The sequence below is a fragment of the Streptomyces sp. NBC_01351 genome (genome assembly GCF_036237315.1).
Classification (GTDB): Bacteria; Actinomycetota; Actinomycetes; order Streptomycetales; family Streptomycetaceae; genus Streptomyces.
Window position 1 is genome coordinate 5,708,784 of the sequence record NZ_CP108356.1, and the last position, 15,451, is coordinate 5,724,234.

Genomic DNA, 15,451 nt, shown 5'->3' on the forward strand with positions numbered 1-15,451 from the left:
CTCGTCAGTGTCGGGCGTCAGGACAGGATCCGCAGCGCCAGGGCGGCCGCCGCGACCACCGTGAGGACGGCCGCCGGTGCGAGCTCGTAGTCCTTGGCGCGCAGGTGGGTGATGACCGCGCCGATGAAGTAGAGGGTCACGCCGGTCGCCGCGGCGATCCCGAGTGGAGTGATCCACAGGCCCGCGACCAGGCCGATCGCTCCGGCGGCCTTCAGGGTGGCCAGTCGCGGCAGCCAGGAGTCCGGCACCTGGACCTTCTGCATGCTCGCGACGATCTGGTCGTTGCGCTGGAGCGTGAAGGTGGCGGAGGCGGTGAGCACCAGGGCGAGCAGACCGCCGACGACGGCGTAGGCGATGAACATGAGGAGTCTCCAACGATCGGTGATGGCTAATCATTGAATATCATCAACGATATGATCGATGCAATCATTCCTCCATTGCTACGATGTGACACATGACGGCAGATCAGGACGGATCGCACCCCCCGCAGCGGCTGGGCCTGCTGCTCGCCTGGCACGGATCGGTCACCCAGACCCGCATGAAGAGGGCGCTCGGCGTCGCCGGGCTCACCCCCCGGCACGCGATGACGCTGATGCACCTCGAGGACGGCCCCATCAGCCAGCGGGCGCTCGCCGAGCGGCTGGAGGTGGACCCGAGCGTGCTGGTCGGGATCCTGAACGACCTGGAGGGCGACGGCCTGGCCGAACGCCGCCGGGACCCCGCCGACCGCCGTCGCCACAACGTGGTCATCACCGCGGCGGGCGAAGCCGCCCTCGGCACGACGAACGCCGCCCTCGACGAGGTCGAGGACGGCATCTTCGCCGGTCTGTCGGGTCAGGAGCGCGAGGTCCTGCGCGGCCTCCTCGACCGGGTCAACACCTCGGCCGAGGACTTCAAGTGCGACGAATAGCGGCCGGCCGGGGCGCTACCCGCGCGGGACGCCCGCTTCCGCCGCCGCACTGACGGGCTCCTCCAGGGCGCGGGCCGTGCGGTCCGCCGTGCCGAGGGCCCAGGGCCCGGTCGTCGCCGCGCCCAGCACGAGCACGAGCGCTCCGCACACCGTGATGATCCACCACGCCGGGACCGCCGCCTCGACGAACCCGCGCCCGCCCGCCATCCCGGCCGCCAGCACCGCGCCCACGACGGCGACGCCCAGCGTGCTGCCGGTCTGGCGGCTGGTGGAGGCGATGGCGGCGGCCACGCCCGCCTGGGAGCGCGGCATCCCGGAGACGGCCGTATTGGTGATCGGAGCGTTGACCATGCCGAAGCCGAGGCCGTAGAGCACGTACCCGGTGAACAGCAGCGCGGTGGACGTCTCGCCCCGGAAGGCGGCGAACAGCAGCCCGCTCCCGCCCATCGCGGCGCCGGCGATCAGCAACGGCAGCCGCGGCCCGCGGCTGCCCACCAGCCGCCCCGACAGCGGAGCGACGGCGAAGGTCATGGCGGCCATCGGCAGCATGTAGAGCCCGGCGTGCAGTGCGTCCAGCCCCCGTACGTCCTGGAGGTACAGGGTGTTCAGGAAGAGGAAGCCGGCCATCGACGCGAACGCGCTGACCGCGATCACGGTCGCCCCGCTGAAGGGCGCGCTCCGGAAGAACCGCAGATCGATCAGCGGCTCCGCGCGCCGGGGCTCGTAGAGCAGCAGCCCCACCAGCGAGGCGACGGCCACCAGGGCGCATCCCATGATCAGCGGCGAGCGCCACCCGGCGGCCGGCGCCTCGATGATCCCGTACGTCACGCAGCCGAGCAGGGCCATGACCAGCACCTGGCCCACCGGATCCGGGCGCCGCGGCCGGGCGGCCCGGGACTCGGGGATGTGGCGCAGGGTCAGCACGAGCGCCGCGATGCCGATCGGCAGGTTGACCCAGAAGATCGAGCGCCAGCCCACGGAATCGACCAGCAGCCCGCCGATCAGGGGCCCCGCGGCCATCGAGATGCCCGCGACCGCGCCCCACACGCCGATGGCCCGCGCACGCTGGGCCGGATCGGTGAAGGTATTGGTGATGATCGACATCGCCACCGGGTTGAGCATCGCGCCGCCGACCGCCTGGACCATCCGGAAGAAGATCAGCCAGTCGAGTCCGGGGGCCAGCGAGCACAGCAGGGAACCGGCGGTGAAGAGCACCAGGCCGGTGACGAACACCTTGCGCCGCCCGATCCGGTCCGCTGTGGACCCCATGAGCATCAACAGCGAGGCCAGCACGAGCGTGTAGGCGTCGATCGACCACTGCATGCCCGCGACCGAGGCGTGCACGTCGCTGCGCATGGTGGGGAGCGCGACGTTGAGGACGGTGTTGTCGAGGCTGACGATCAGCAGGCTCATGCAGCAGATCGCCAGGACGAGCGTGCGCTGCCGGGAACTCGTCTCGATCATGCGGCCGATGGTACGTCCGCACCCATGGCTCCGGCATGCGGGACAATGGGCGGATGACCACGCTCCCCCCGCCCCTCGCGATCGGCCCGCACACCGTGCAGCCCCCGGTGGTGCTCGCGCCCATGGCCGGTATCACCAATGCCCCGTTCCGTACCCTCTGCCGGGAGTTCTCGGGCGGCAAGGGGCTGTTCGTGAGCGAGATGATCACGACGCGCGCCCTGGTCGAGCGCAACGAGAAGACCATGCAGCTGATCCACTTCGACGAGACCGAGAAGCCGCGCTCGATTCAGCTGTACGGGGTCGACCCCGTGACGGTCGGCAAGGCGGTCCGCATGATCGTCGAAGAGGACCGCGCCGACCACATCGACCTGAACTTCGGCTGCCCGGTCCCCAAGGTGACCCGCAAGGGCGGCGGCTCGGCCCTGCCCTACAAGCGGAACCTGCTGCGCGCGATCCTGCGCGAGGCCGTCGCGGGCGCCGGCGACCTGCCGGTGACCATGAAGATGCGCAAGGGCATCAATGACGAGCACCTCACCTACCTCGACGCCGGCCGGATAGCCGTCGAGGAGGGGATCACCGCCATCGCCCTGCACGGGCGCACCACCGCCCAGCACTACGGCGGCACCGCCGACTGGGAGGCCATCGCGCGGCTCAAGGAGCACGTGCCGGAGATCCCGGTGCTCGGCAACGGCGACATCTGGTGCGCTGAGGACGCGCTGCGCATGGTCCGGGAGACCGGCTGCGACGGCGTGGTCGTGGGGCGCGGCTGCCTTGGGCGGCCGTGGCTCTTCAACGACCTGGTGGCGGCCTTCGAGGGGCGCCCCGAGGACTTCCACAAGCCGACGCTGCGCGAGGTCGCGGCCACCATGCACCGCCACGCGCAGCTGCTGGGGGAGTGGATCGGGGACGAGGCGCGCGGGGTGATCGACTTCCGTAAGCACGTGGCCTGGTACCTCAAGGGCTTCGCGGTGGGTTCCGAGATGCGGGGCAAGCTCGCGGTGACCTCTTCGCTGGCCGAGCTGGACGCTCATCTGAGCGAGCTGGATCTGGATCAGGGATGGCCCGAGAGTGCGGACGGCCCGCGCGGCCGGACGTCCGGAAACAACCGAGTTGTCCTGCCGGAGGGCTGGTTGAAGGACCCGTACGACTGTGCCGGTGTGAGCGAGGACGCTGAACTGGACACCTCCGGCGGCTGACAAATCGCCCTGCGTGGCGCGTGATATACGCCACGCATGGGTGAGGTTTCGCTCAGATGAGCACTGAAGTCACGGGTAAGACTTTCAAAGGGTGGCACTGGGTGCCACCCTTTGTGCGTTCAAGTCTTGAACGCAAATGTATCGATGATCGCTCATCCGAGCGGGATTCCGGCCCAAATGGGCCCTCTCCCTTCGGCTTGTGAAGGCTTTTCGTACGTTCGCATTACCCGTGAGTTACTTTCGATCTGCTGGCGCACGGGTGGTTACAGCCGCATGTCGACCAAGTGGACATACCCAGAAGCCTTCGATCTGGGTATGTTCCTGGCCGTCAGGGCAGCCACCGAGCCTCGAGGAGTCGAGACCCGTGTCGGAAAACAAAGATCAGAAGCTCGTCTACGACTTCACCGAGGGCAACCGCGACCTCAAGGACCTTCTCGGCGGCAAGGGAGCCAACCTCGCCGAGATGACCAACCTTGGTCTCCCGGTCCCTCCCGGCTTCACCATCACCACCGAGGCCTGCAAGGTCTACCTCGAAAGCGGTACGGCCCCGGCCGCGCTGCGCGACGAGGTCAGCGCCCACCTTGCCGCCCTCGAGACGAAGATGGGCAAGAAGCTCGGCCAGTCGGACGACCCGCTGCTGGTCTCCGTGCGTTCCGGCGCCAAGTTCTCGATGCCCGGCATGATGGACACCGTCCTCAACATCGGCCTCTCCGACACGTCGGTGAAGGGCCTCGCCAAGCAGTCCGGCGACGAGCGCTTCGCGTGGGACTCCTACCGCCGCCTCATCCAGATGTTCGGCAAGACCGTCCTCGGCGTCGACGGCGAGCTCTTCGAAGAAGCCCTCGAAGAGGCCAAGGCCGCCAAGAAGGTCACCGTCGACACCGACCTCGACGCCGCCGACCTGAAGAAGCTCGTCACGCGCTTCAAGAAGATCGTGGCGAAGGAAGCCGGCCGCGAGTTCCCGCAGGACGCCCGCGAGCAGCTCGACCTCGCCGTCGAGGCCGTCTTCAACTCGTGGAACACCGACCGCGCCAAGCTCTACCGCCGTCAGGAGCGCATCCCCGGCGACCTGGGCACCGCCGTCAACATCTGCTCCATGGTCTTCGGCAACCTGGGCCCCGACTCCGGCACCGGCGTCGCCTTCACCCGCGACCCGGCCAGCGGCCACGCGGGCGTCTACGGCGACTACCTCCAGAACGCCCAGGGCGAGGACGTGGTCGCGGGCATCCGCAACACCGTGCCGCTCGCGGACCTGGAGGCCATCGACAAGGCCTCGTACGACCAGCTCATCACGATCATGACCACGCTGGAGACCCACTACAAGGATCTCTGCGACATCGAGTTCACCATCGAGCGCGGCCAGCTGTGGATGCTGCAGACCCGCGTCGGCAAGCGCACCGCCGGCGCCGCCTTCCGCATCGCCACCCAGCTCGTGGACCAGGGCCTGATCGACGAGGCCGAGGCGCTCCAGCGCGTCACCGGGCACCAGCTGGCCCAGCTGATGTTCCCGCGCTTCGACGACGATGCCAAGACGACGCTGCTGGGCCGCGGCATCGCCGCCTCCCCGGGCGCGGCGGTCGGCAAGGCCGTCTTCGACTCGTACACGGCCGTCAAGTGGTCCCGCTCGGGCGAGAAGGTCATCCTGATCCGCCGCGAGACCAACCCGGACGACCTGGACGGCATGATCGCCTCCGAGGGCATCCTGACCTCGCGCGGCGGCAAGACCTCGCACGCCGCCGTCGTCGCCCGCGGCATGGGCAAGACCTGTGTCTGCGGCGCCGAGGAGCTCGACGTCGACACCAAGCGCCGCCGCATGACGGTCGGCGAGACGGTCATCGAAGAGGGCGACGTCGTCTCCATCGACGGCTCCACCGGCAAGGTGTACCTGGGTGAGGTACCCGTCGTACCGTCCCCGGTCGTCGAGTACTTCGAGGGCCGCATGCACGCCGGCGCCGACGACGCCGACGAGCTCGTCGCCGCCGTGCACCGGATCATGGCCTACGCGGACCGCGTCCGCCGCCTGCGGGTGCGCGCCAACGCCGACAACGCCGAGGACGCGCTGCGCGCCCGCCGCTTCGGCGCCCAGGGCATCGGCCTGTGCCGCACCGAGCACATGTTCCTCGGTTCGCGCCGTGAACTGGTGGAGCGACTGATCCTCGCGGACACCGACGGCGAGCGCGAGGAGGCACTGAGTGCCCTCCTGCCGCTGCAGAAGAAGGACTTCGTCGAGCTCTTCGAGGCGATGGACGGACTGCCCGTCACCGTCCGCCTGCTCGACCCGCCGCTGCACGAGTTCCTGCCCGACATCACCGAGCTGTCGGTGCGCGTCGCCCTCGCCGAGTCCCGCAAGGACGCCAACGAGAACGACCTGCGCCTGCTCCAGGCCGTGCACAAGCTGCACGAGCAGAACCCGATGCTGGGTCTGCGCGGCGTCCGCCTCGGTCTGGTCATCCCCGGCCTGTTCGCCATGCAGGTCCGGGCGATCGCCGAGGCCGCGGCCGAGCGCAAGAACGCCAAGGGCGATCCCCGCGCCGAGATCATGGTCCCGCTCGTGGGCACCGTTCAGGAGCTGGAGATCGTCCGCGAGGAGGCCGACGCGATCATCGCCGAGGTCGAGGCCGCCACCGGCACCAGCCTCAAGCTGTCCATCGGCACGATGATCGAGCTGCCCCGCGCCGCCCTGACCGCCGGCCAGATCGCCGAGGCCGCGCAGTTCTTCTCCTTCGGCACGAACGACCTGACCCAGACCGTGTGGGGCTTCTCCCGCGACGACGTCGAGGCCAGCTTCTTCACGGCCTACCTGGAGAAGGGCATCTTCGGGGTCTCGCCCTTCGAGACCATCGACAGGGACGGCGTCGGCTCGCTGGTCCGCAGCGCCGTCGAGGCCGGCCGGGCCACCCGCCCCGACCTCAAGCTCGGCGTGTGCGGCGAGCACGGCGGTGACCCCGAGTCCGTCCACTTCTTCCACGAGGTCGGCCTCGACTACGTCTCCTGCTCGCCCTTCCGGATCCCGGTGGCGCGCCTGGAGGCCGGCCGTGCGGCCGCCGAGGCGAAGGGCAGCGACAGCCGCTGACCCCCGGCCCTGAGAAGGGCCCCCAAGACGGCGCGTCTGCCCCCGGGATCCCTGACCCCCGAGGGCAGACGCGCCTATTTTCACTTGTTCAACAAATCTTTACGCCAGCAGGCGGTGGACGGATCCCCACCCGTCCACCGCCGCTGTCATTCTGCCGGGCACGTCGGCGCTTCCCGTGCGACCGACCGCCAGGCCCCGCAAAGCCCCCCACGGCCTTCGCGGAGCGTTTCGGTCGCATCGGAGTGTGCCCGGCGGAGTACAGGATTTCGGTTGTCACGCCTCTGCCGAAAGGGGTTTCAACTGTGGCCGAAAGGGCGTGGTGACCACGTGTGACGGCATGCATACTCATGGGGCGGGGGGATTGCGGTTGCACAGGTGGGGGTTCGGTGCTGCGTATCCATTTCACTGGAGTGGACCTGGCACGCGTACGGATGGCAGGGCGTCCCGATGCGTTGTGGGAAACGATTCTCAGCTTTCATCGCTTAAGAGACCGGCGAGATGTCCGGTTGTTCGGTGAATGGCGGACGGAATCCAGAATCAGGTTGAACAGTGAAACACGCATGCTCGGTATGCTTATACCGAGCAAGGGTTATTTTCCCGATTTCCTGACACCCGTCGAGGGGCGGTACGGGTGGGACGTCGGTCTCGACGCCCTGCGCGGGATCCGCCCCGAGCGGATGCGGCGGGAGATGCGACTGCTGGGCGGGGCCGGTACCGCGGTGATGCCGCCGAGGCTCCGGGATTTCATGGAGGACGGGACCAAGCACCTGCCGAGGCTGCTGGGCGAGCTGCGGGCGTACCACCGGGCGGCCGTCGAGCCGTACTGGACCCACATCCAGGCCCAGATCGAGGCCGAGCGGGCCGCACGCGGGCGCGCCCTGCTGGACGGGGGCGCGGACGAGCTGCTGGCCTCGCTGCCGCCGATGCTGCGCTGGCGGGCGCCCGTGCTGGAGTGCGACTACCCCGTGGACCGGGACGTCCGGCTGCGGGGGCGCGGGCTGCTGCTCCAGCCGTCCTTCTTCTGCCGGCGCACCGCGGTGACCCTGCACGACCCGGAGCTGCCGCCGGTGCTGGTCTACCCGGCCGCCGCGCAGCTCGCCTCGGCGCCCACGGGGGGCGAGGGGGCACGGCCGGCGGTGGAGGAGCAGCGGGTCCGCACGCTGGGCAAGCTCGTCGGGCACACCCGCTCGGTGGTGCTGCGGGCCATCGGGGACGGGGCCACCACGAGCGAGCTGGCCCGGCGCGCCGGGGTCTCGCTGGCCTCCGCGAGCCAGCACGCGTGCGTGATGCGGGAGGCGGGGCTGGTGACGACGCTGCGGCACGGGAACGCGGTGCTGCACACCGTGACGCCGCTGGGGGCCGCGCTGCTGAAGGGTGGGGCCGTGGCGTCGTGACGTGGCCGCACCCCGGTGGGTTGAACCCGCCGGGGTGCGGCCGTCAGTCAGGGCGCGGCGCCGTTGCCGGGGCGCCGCCCCGGACCCTCTCCCCCAGCTACCGCTGGGAGGTGCCCCCACCAGACTCCGTCCGGGGGGACCCCCACGCCTCAAACGCCGGCGGGGCTGAAGCGGCACGTGCCGAAGGTCAGACGCGGAACGGGCCCGTCACCTCGTACGTGATGCCGCCGGTCGAGCTGCCGCTCGTACCGCGCTGGCTGGAGAAGTAGAGGCGGGAGCCGTCGGGGGAGAAGGCCGGGCCGCAGATCTCCGAGGAGGACTGGCCGGTGATCCGCAGGAAGGGGGCCACCACGTCGTCCGGGGTGATCAGGCAGATCTCCATGTTGCCGCCGTCCTCGGCGATGTACAGGTCGCCGTACGAGGAACCGGTGACGTTGTCCACGCCCGTCAGCGGGGCCGCGCCGCCGGGGACGAGCGAGTCGTCGTAGGCCAGCTCGTACGTGTTGTTCGTGAGGTTCAGCTGCCAGACCCGGTTGTCTCCCTTGGTGGTGAACCAGACCGTGTCGTTGGCGTAGTGGCAGCCCTCGCCGCCGTTGAACTTCTTCGAACCGGAGACCTGGGTGCGGGTGGTCGTCGGGGAGCCGTCCGGGTCCGGGACGTTCTGCCACGTGAAGGAGCCCGAGGTGGCGGTGCCGGCGACGAGCACCTGGAGGGTGCCGGAGGAAAGGTTTCCCCAGGTGGTGGGGACGAAGCGGTACAAGCAGCCGCTGGACTCGTCCTCGGTCAGGTAGATCACCTGGCGCACCGGGTCGGCGGCGGCCGCCTCGTGCTTGAACTTGCCCATCGCGGAGCGCCGGACGGCCGCGTTCACGCCGTAGGGGTCGGTCTCGTAGACGTAGCCGAGGCTGACCTCCTCACAGGACAGCCAGGTGTTCCAGGGGGTCTTGCCGCCCGCGCAGTTCTGCCGGGTGTTGGAGAGGATCCGGTAGGCACTGGTGATGGTGCCGGAGGAGTTGAACTTCACCGCGCTCGCGCCGCCGGCGGGGTTGATCTCCGAGTTCGACACGTAGATCCAGCCCGTGCCGTCGACGAAACACGCGCCGCCGTCGGGGGCGCTGTGCCACTTGTACGAGGTGGAGCCGACGTTCTGGCCCGACCGGGCGATCACCCGGCTGCTGAACCCGGCCGGCAGCATGATGCCGTTCGCGTCCGCCGAGCCGAGGGCCCCGTAGGGCCCGGCGCCGGGCTGGGCGGGCGCCGCGTAGGCGGCCCCGTGCATCAGCGTCCCGCCGAAGGCGGCGGCCGACGAGCCGATGACGGCACCGCGCAGGAAGGTACGACGTTCCACGGTCACTCCTGTGGGAGGAAGGCCCCGCACCCGGTCGGGCGCGGGGTCGCACGCGTCGAGGAACCTAGGAGCCTTGAGTTGACGTGACGTCAATTCCTCATTACGCATGAGCGACCGCTGTGAGTTCAATCCTCCAGCAGGGACTTCAAAGCGCCGAGCCGCTCTTTCCGGAAGGCCTTGTAGACCTCCACGGCATCCGCGTCGGCCAGTTTCGTGTGGCCCAGTCCCACCTGCGTACGGTCCGGGCCCTTGGGGGTGAGATAGACGGAAATACGGCTGCTGCCGCCGTCCCAGTCCGCGGTGACGGATTTGCCGGACCGGTGCGTGCGGACGGAGAAGTCCGCGTGCGGCAGCCGGCGCTCGCGCACCGCCGCGTCCGTGAAGGCCCCCGTGACCCGCTCGGCGGCCGCGGCCACCGTGCGCGAGGTGCTCGCCTGCCAGTCGCCGTCGCAGGACTGCCCGACCTCGCGCATCTCCCCCAGCTACCGCTGGGAGGGGCCCCCAGCGTTCCTGCTCGTAGCCGACCGTGACCGACTGGGCGTACCAGCCGCTCACCCCGTACTCCTCCACGAGCCGGCGCGCGATCTCGGTGTGGGTGTGTCCGGTGGCACCCCACCCGTCGAGCTCGGCGAACCACGCGGACCAGTCCCGGCCGGTCTCGGCGGCCAGGGCCTCGTCCCACAGCTTCTCGGTGATCTTCTTGACGGCCATGACCGGACGCTACTGCGAGCCGTACGCCCCGGCACGGTGGGACTTTCTCCCCTGGGGAGGCCGCCGGTAGGAGAGGATGGTGGAATCATGAACCACTTCGCCGCCGACGCCGACATCTCGGGCCGCGCCGACCTCGACGTCGTGCTGCGCCGCTTCTACACGGCCGCCTTCGCCGACGCGCGGATCGGGCCCTTCTTCACCGAGATCGCGGGCACGGACCTGGAGGTCCACCTGCCGCGCATCACCGACTTCTGGGAGCGCGCGCTCTTCCGCACCGCCGACTACCGGCGCAACGCCTTCGCCCCGCACACGGCGCTGAACTCGGCGCGGGCCATGACGGCCGCGGACTTCGGCCGCTGGGTGCAGCTGTGGCACGCGACCATCGACGGCCTGCACCACGGGCCCTACGCGGAGCGGGCCAAGGCGCAGGGCGAGCGGATCGCGCTGACCCTGCACAAGCGGCTCGCGGGCCGGGACGTGTCGATGGAGAGCGAGGACGGCCTCGGCTTCATCCCGCTGGCCGCCCTCGAACTGCGCTCACTGGTCTGACCTGTGGTTTCGCCCCGTCGGGCCGGGCCGAGGAGAAATCTCGAAAAGCTTCGCGGGGAGCGATGAGTTTCCCCCGGGTTCCCGGTCTACCCCTCGAAAGCAGCGAACACCGCGCGAGAGAAGAGAGACCGAGATGTCCCAGCCCCAGATGATCTTCGTCAACCTGCCGGTCAAGGACCTGGAAGCCGCCAAGGCCTTCTGGAAGAAGCTCGGCTACTCCTTCAACCCGCAGTTCTCCGACGAGACCGCCGGCTGTCTGGTGATCAGCGACACCATCTTCGCGATGCTGCTGACCGAGGCGAAGTTCGAGGGGTTCGCCACCAAGCCGGTCGCCGACGCCGCCAAGACCACCGAGGTGATGGTGGCCCTGACCGCCGACAGCCGCGCCAAGGTCGACGAGGTCGTCGACGCCGCCCTCGCGGCGGGCGCCACCGAGCCGCGGGCGGCCATCGACATGGGCTTCATGTACGGCCGCGCCTTCGAGGACCTCGACCACCACGTCTGGGAGTACGTCTGGATGGACCCGGCCGCCATCGAAGGCTGATGCCCCTGCGCCGCCTACGAGGTCGCGGCGGTCCGCACCGGGTACGTCCGGACCGCCACCTCCTCGTCGTCCAGGCAGCGCCCCGACTCCAGGTCGAAGCGCTGCTTCAGCAGCGGCGAGGCCACGAAGGGCCGGCCCGCCGCCGCTCCCAGCAGGCCCCGCGAGAGCACCTGCGCCCCGGTGAAGGGGTCCTGGTTCCCGATGGCGTACGTGCGCCCCGCGCGGTCGACGAACACCGCCGCCTGGCTCCCGTCGGGCAGCAGCGCCGCCACCCCGCGCCCGGGGACGAGCGAGGACAGCTCGCACACCGTCAGCCAGCCCTCCGCCACCTGCAGTTCCACGGTCATCGGACTCCTCCGATCGTCAGGACGGCCAGGTCGGGCTTGACCTGATCGCGTTCGGGCACGAACTTCACCGTCGGGTCGGGGGCGCCGGGCGCGTTGACGAAGGACACGAACCGGCGCAGCCGCTCCGGGTCCTGCAGCGTCTCGGCCCACTCGTCCCGGTAGTGCGCCACGTGGTCGGCCATCAGGGACTCCAGCTCCGCGCACAGCCCGAGCGAGTCGTGCACGATCACGTCCCGCAGGTGCCCCAGGCCCCCCTCCAGCCGCTCCAGCCAGGTGGAGGTCCGCTCCAGCCGGTCCGCGGTGCGGATGTAGAACATCAGGAACCGGTCGATGAGCCGGACCAGCTCGGCGTCGGACAGGTCCTGGGCGAGGAGATCGGCGTGGCGCGGGGTGGCCCCGCCGTTGCCGCCGACGTACAGGTTCCACCCGGCGGCCGTCGCGATGACCCCGAAGTCCTTGCTCTGGGCCTCCGCGCACTCGCGGGTGCAGCCGGAGACCGCCGACTTCAGCTTGTGCGGGGCGCGCAGTCCCCGGTAGCGCAGCTCCAGGTCGATGGCCATCCGGACGCTGTCCTGCACCCCGTAGCGGCACCAGGTCTGCCCCACGCAGGACTTCACCGTCCGCAGGGCCTTCCCGTACGCGTGTCCGGACTCGAAGCCGGCGTCGACGAGCCGGGCCCAGATCCGGGGGAGCTGGTCCACGCGGGCGCCGAAGAGGTCGATCCGCTGACCGCCGGTGATCTTCGTGTAGAGGCCGAAGTCGCGGGCCACCTCGCCGATCACGATCAGCTTGTCGGGGGTGATCTCACCGCCGGGGATGCGAGGCACGACCGAGTACGAGCCGTTGCGCTGCATGTTCGCGAGGAAGTGGTCGTTGGTGTCCTGGAGCGCGGCCTGCTCGCCGTCGAGGACGTAGCCGCTCGCGCCCAGGGTCGGGGCGAGCGAGGCGATGATCGAGCCGACGGTGGGCTTGCAGACCTCGCAGCCGTCACCGCCGCGGGCCTCCGGGCGGCCGTGCCCGTCGAGGAGTTCCTCGTACGAGGCCAGGCGGCGGGTGCGGACGATCTCGTAGAGCTCCGCGCGGGTGAAGGGGAAGCAGCCGCACAGCCCCTTGTCGGCGGAGGCCGGCAGCAGCTGCCCGATCACCTTGAGGCAACCGCCGCAGCCGGTGCCCGCCTTGGTGCACTTCTTGACCTCGGGGAGGGTGGAGCAGGCGGTGATGGCCTTCTTGGTGACGTTGTGGCAGGAGCAGATCACCGCGTGGTCGGGGAGCGAGGACGGGCCGAGCGCGACGGGCGCGCCGAGTCCCGCGGGCAGCACCAGCTGCTCGGGGGCGACGGGCGGCACGCTCCCGGTGAGCGGGCGGAGCAGGCCGTACGAGTCGGCGTCGCCGACCAGGACCCCGCCGAGGAGGACCCCGTCGGGGGAGACGACCAGCTTCTTGTAGACGCCGGAGCGGGAGTCGGACCAGACGACGTCCAGGCTGTCGGGGGCGGTGCCGTGGGCGTCGCCGAAGGAGGCCACGTCCACGCCGAGCAGCTTGAGCTTGGTGGAGAGGTCGGCTCCGGTGAACTCCTTCTCGCGGCCCAGCAGGTCTTCGGCGGCGGTCTCGGCCATCTCGTAGCCGGGGGCGACCAGGCCGTAGACCCGGCCGTCGACGGCGAGGGCGCACTCGCCGATCGCGTAGACGTTCGGGTCGGAGGTGCGGCAGTGGGAGTCCACCGTGATGCCGCCTCGCTCGCCGATGTACAGCCCCGCGGCACGGGCCAGCTGGTCGCGGGGCCGGACACCGGCGGAGAAGACGACCAGATCGGTGTCGATCGCGGACCCGTCGGTCAGCCGCATCCCGCTGACGTGACCGTCCTCGCCGGTCAGCACCTCCTGGGTACCGACACCGGTGTGAACGGTGATGCCCATGTTCTCGATGGTGCGCAACAGGGCCGCGCCGCCGCCCTCGTCCACCTGTACGGGCATCAGGCGCGGGGCGAACTCGACGACGCGGGTGGCGAGCCCGAGCCCCTGCAGGGCGCCGGCGGCCTCCAGCCCGAGGAGCCCGCCGCCGACGACCGCGCCGGAGACCTTGCCCTTCGCGTACTCCTCGATGGCGAGGAGGTCCTCGATGGTGCGGTAGACGAAGCAGCCGGGCGCGTCCTTGCCGAAGATGGGCGGCACGAAGGGATAGCTGCCGGTCGCCAGGACCAGGACGTCGTACGGGAACACCTGCCCGGAGCGGGAGGTGACGGTGCGGGCGTCCCGGTCGATGTGCTCGGCCGGGTCGTCGAGGTGGAGGGCGATGCCGTGCTCCGCCATGAAGCCGGGGGGCGTCAGGGACAGGTCCTCGGCGGTGCTGCCGGAGAAGTACGAGGTCAGGTGCACGCGGTCGTAGGCGGGCCGGGGCTCCTCGCAGAGCACGGTGATCCGGTGGGTGGCGGTGACCCCGCGCTCGGCGAGCGCCTCGAGGTAGCGCTGGCCGACCATGCCGTGCCCGATGAGCACGATCGTGGGCAAGGGCTCGGTCACGGTCATGTCAGTGGCCTCCGTCGTCGGTGAGCAGGTGGAACAGGTCGTGCGGTGGTTCGTCGCCCTCCCAGGTGCGGGCGAGGGCGCCCACGGTGGAGAGCTCGCCGAGCAGCACCCCGCCGACGAGGCGGTCGCCGCGGAGGACGACCTTCCGGTAGGTCCGGCGGGTGGCGTCGGCGAGGTGGACCACGTCGTCGCCGGGGCGCGGGGTGGTCTCGCCGAAGGCGGCGAGGTCGAGGGACCGGTCGCCGTCGGCGGCGAGGGTCAGGCGGGTGAGGGCGCGGGTGCCGGTGTAGTGCGCGGGCCGGCCGGTGAGGGTGGCGGCCAGGGCGTCGGCCTGCTCCAGGGCGGGTCCGGCCAGGCCGTACACCTGGCCGGCGTGCTCGGCGCAGTCGCCGATGGCGTGGATGCGGGGGTCGCTGGTGCGCAGCTGGTCGTCGACCACGATGCCCTTGCGGATCTCCAGCCCGGCGGCCTGGGCGAGGCCGATGCGGGGCCGTACGCCGCAGGCGAGGACGACGACATCGGCGTCGAGCCGGTAGCCGTCGGCCAGTTCGGCCCCGGTGACCCGGCGGTTGCCCCGTGCGGCCCGGCTGCCGGGGCTCCGCCCCGGACCCCGCTCCTCAAACGCCGGAGGGGCTGGATTCTGGCTGCTGTCGGCTGCCCGGTGCGGCTCCGGCACAGACGCAACAGTCAGGCCGCGGACCCGGCATTCCGTGTGGATCTCCACGCCGAGGGCGGTCAGGTGGGCGTGGAGCATGGCGGAGGCGTCCGCGTCCAGCTGGCGTTCCATCAGGCGCTCGCCCTGCTGCGCGAGGACCACCTGCGCGCCCCGCGCGGCCAGCGCGCGGGCCGCCGAGACGCCCAGGAGGCCGCCGCCGATCACCACTGCCCGCACCCCGGGGCGTACGGCCGCCGACAGGGCGAGGCAGTCGTCCATCGTGCGGAAGGCGTGGACCCCGTCCGGGAGGTCCCGCCCCTCCGGCTCGAACAGCCCCCGCAGCGGCGGGAGCACCGCGTTCGAGCCGGTGGCCAGCACCAGGGTGTCGTACGGCAGCGCCGCGCCGTCGTCACAGTGGACCGTCCGCTCGGCGCGGTCGACGCGGACCGCGCGGACCCCCCGCCGCAGCTCCGGGCCGACCGCCGGGAGGGCGGTCACCTCCGGTGCGTACCGGCCCGCCAGGACCTCGGCGAGCAGCACCCGGTTGTACGGGACGTGGCTCTCCTCGCCGAGGACGGTCACCGCCGCCGCGCCATTCAGCCGCGCGGCGAGTCGCAGGCCCGCGAGGCCGCCGCCGATCACCACCACACGCTGATTCGAGGTCATGCCATGAGCGTGCGCGGCTGCTGTTTCCCCGCCGCATCGTTGTTGTTACCCGGACGGAACGCCGACCTC

Annotated in this window: 14 protein-coding genes; 7 read left to right on the top strand and 7 right to left on the bottom strand. The window is 70.7% G+C overall.

Features of this window, described 5'->3' with window-relative positions; genetic code table 11:
* Window positions 1-17: 17 nt before the first annotated feature.
* Window positions 18-362, bottom strand: a complete 345-nt coding sequence (locus tag OG625_RS26245; protein WP_329385842.1) for a DoxX family protein — start codon at window positions 360-362, stop codon at window positions 18-20.
* A 92-nt stretch (window positions 363-454) separates the two neighbouring features.
* On the opposite strand from OG625_RS26245, the gene OG625_RS26250 reads away from it, so the two are divergent.
* On the top strand, window positions 455-910 hold the full coding sequence (locus tag OG625_RS26250; protein ID WP_329385845.1) for a MarR family winged helix-turn-helix transcriptional regulator: 456 nt from the start codon (window positions 455-457) through the stop codon (window positions 908-910).
* Window positions 911-925: 15 nt separating this feature from the next.
* Here the strand turns inward: OG625_RS26250 and OG625_RS26255 are convergent, their stop codons facing one another.
* A complete protein-coding gene (locus tag OG625_RS26255) occupies window positions 926-2,374 on the bottom strand; it encodes an MFS transporter (protein WP_329385848.1) in 1,449 nt (482 codons plus the stop codon).
* 35 nt (window positions 2,375-2,409) lie between these two features.
* On the opposite strand from OG625_RS26255, the gene dusB reads away from it, so the two are divergent.
* The 3 genes from dusB (at window position 2,410) to OG625_RS26270 (ending at window position 8,037) form a co-directional block, all read left to right on the top strand.
* The gene (gene dusB, locus OG625_RS26260; RefSeq protein WP_329385851.1) at window positions 2,410-3,570 is read left to right on the top strand and encodes a tRNA dihydrouridine synthase DusB; all 1,161 of its coding nucleotides are present in this window, start codon (window positions 2,410-2,412) and stop codon (window positions 3,568-3,570) included.
* 364 nt (window positions 3,571-3,934) lie between these two features.
* A complete protein-coding gene (gene ppdK / locus OG625_RS26265) occupies window positions 3,935-6,643 on the top strand; it encodes a pyruvate, phosphate dikinase (protein ID WP_329385854.1) in 2,709 nt (902 codons plus the stop codon).
* Window positions 6,644-7,029: 386 nt separating this feature from the next.
* Entirely contained in the window at window positions 7,030-8,037 is a 1,008-nt protein-coding gene (locus OG625_RS26270; protein WP_329385856.1) for an ArsR/SmtB family transcription factor, read from the top strand.
* A gap of 187 nt (window positions 8,038-8,224) precedes the next feature.
* Here OG625_RS26270 and OG625_RS26275 read toward each other — a convergent pair whose 3' ends face one another.
* Both OG625_RS26275 and OG625_RS26280 read right to left on the bottom strand, forming a co-directional pair.
* Window positions 8,225-9,385, bottom strand: coding sequence for an alkaline phosphatase PhoX (locus OG625_RS26275; RefSeq protein WP_329385859.1), 1,161 nt, complete (start codon window positions 9,383-9,385; stop codon window positions 8,225-8,227).
* Between the two features lie 125 nt (window positions 9,386-9,510).
* Window positions 9,511-9,858 carry a hypothetical protein gene (locus OG625_RS26280; protein WP_329385862.1) on the bottom strand — a complete coding sequence of 116 codons (348 nt, stop codon included), beginning with the start codon at window positions 9,856-9,858 and terminating at the stop codon, window positions 9,511-9,513.
* 53 nt (window positions 9,859-9,911) lie between these two features.
* On the opposite strand from OG625_RS26280, the gene OG625_RS26285 reads away from it, so the two are divergent.
* From OG625_RS26285 to OG625_RS26295, 3 genes are all read left to right on the top strand, one after another.
* Window positions 9,912-10,166, top strand: coding sequence for a hypothetical protein (locus tag OG625_RS26285; RefSeq protein WP_329385865.1), 255 nt, complete (start codon window positions 9,912-9,914; stop codon window positions 10,164-10,166).
* Between the two features lie 17 nt (window positions 10,167-10,183).
* A complete protein-coding gene (locus OG625_RS26290; RefSeq protein ID WP_329385868.1) occupies window positions 10,184-10,645 on the top strand; it encodes a group III truncated hemoglobin in 462 nt (153 codons plus the stop codon).
* 133 nt (window positions 10,646-10,778) lie between these two features.
* Window positions 10,779-11,189 (top strand): VOC family protein, encoded by a 411-nt coding sequence (locus tag OG625_RS26295; RefSeq protein ID WP_329385870.1) that lies wholly within the window; start codon window positions 10,779-10,781, stop codon window positions 11,187-11,189.
* 14 nt (window positions 11,190-11,203) lie between these two features.
* Here the strand turns inward: OG625_RS26295 and nirD are convergent, their stop codons facing one another.
* Genes nirD through OG625_RS26310 form a run of 3 tightly spaced genes read right to left on the bottom strand, consistent with a single transcriptional unit; the run spans window position 11,204 to window position 15,382 of the window.
* Window positions 11,204-11,536, bottom strand: coding sequence for a nitrite reductase small subunit NirD (nirD, locus tag OG625_RS26300; RefSeq protein WP_329385873.1), 333 nt, complete (start codon window positions 11,534-11,536; stop codon window positions 11,204-11,206).
* Window positions 11,533-14,061, bottom strand: coding sequence for a nitrite reductase large subunit NirB (gene nirB / locus OG625_RS26305; RefSeq protein ID WP_329385876.1), 2,529 nt, complete (start codon window positions 14,059-14,061; stop codon window positions 11,533-11,535). The genes nirD and nirB overlap by 4 nt, the downstream gene beginning before the upstream one ends.
* Before the next feature lies 1 nt (window position 14,062).
* The gene (locus tag OG625_RS26310; protein ID WP_329385879.1) at window positions 14,063-15,382 is read right to left on the bottom strand and encodes an NAD(P)/FAD-dependent oxidoreductase; all 1,320 of its coding nucleotides are present in this window, start codon (window positions 15,380-15,382) and stop codon (window positions 14,063-14,065) included.
* Between the last annotated feature and the right edge of the window lie 69 nt (window positions 15,383-15,451).

Bases quoted from the DNA above. Each gene is read 5' to 3' on its own strand.
- OG625_RS26310 (WP_329385879.1), bottom strand. From the start codon at position 15,382: ATGACCTCGAATCAGCGTGTGGTGGTGATCGGCGGCGGCCTCGCGGGC.
- OG625_RS26250 (WP_329385845.1), top strand. From the start codon at position 455: ATGACGGCAGATCAGGACGGATCGCACCCCCCGCAGCGGCTGGGCCTG.
- OG625_RS26295 (WP_329385870.1), top strand. From the start codon at position 10,779: ATGTCCCAGCCCCAGATGATCTTCGTCAACCTGCCGGTCAAGGACCTG.
- OG625_RS26290 (WP_329385868.1), top strand. From the start codon at position 10,184: ATGAACCACTTCGCCGCCGACGCCGACATCTCGGGCCGCGCCGACCTC.
- nirD (WP_329385873.1), bottom strand. From the start codon at position 11,536: ATGACCGTGGAACTGCAGGTGGCGGAGGGCTGGCTGACGGTGTGCGAG.
- nirB (WP_329385876.1), bottom strand. From the start codon at position 14,061: ATGACCGTGACCGAGCCCTTGCCCACGATCGTGCTCATCGGGCACGGC.
- OG625_RS26245 (WP_329385842.1), bottom strand. From the start codon at position 362: ATGTTCATCGCCTACGCCGTCGTCGGCGGTCTGCTCGCCCTGGTGCTC.
- OG625_RS26255 (WP_329385848.1), bottom strand. From the start codon at position 2,374: ATGATCGAGACGAGTTCCCGGCAGCGCACGCTCGTCCTGGCGATCTGC.
- dusB (WP_329385851.1), top strand. From the start codon at position 2,410: ATGCGGGACAATGGGCGGATGACCACGCTCCCCCCGCCCCTCGCGATC.
- OG625_RS26280 (WP_329385862.1), bottom strand. From the start codon at position 9,858: ATGCGCGAGGTCGGGCAGTCCTGCGACGGCGACTGGCAGGCGAGCACC.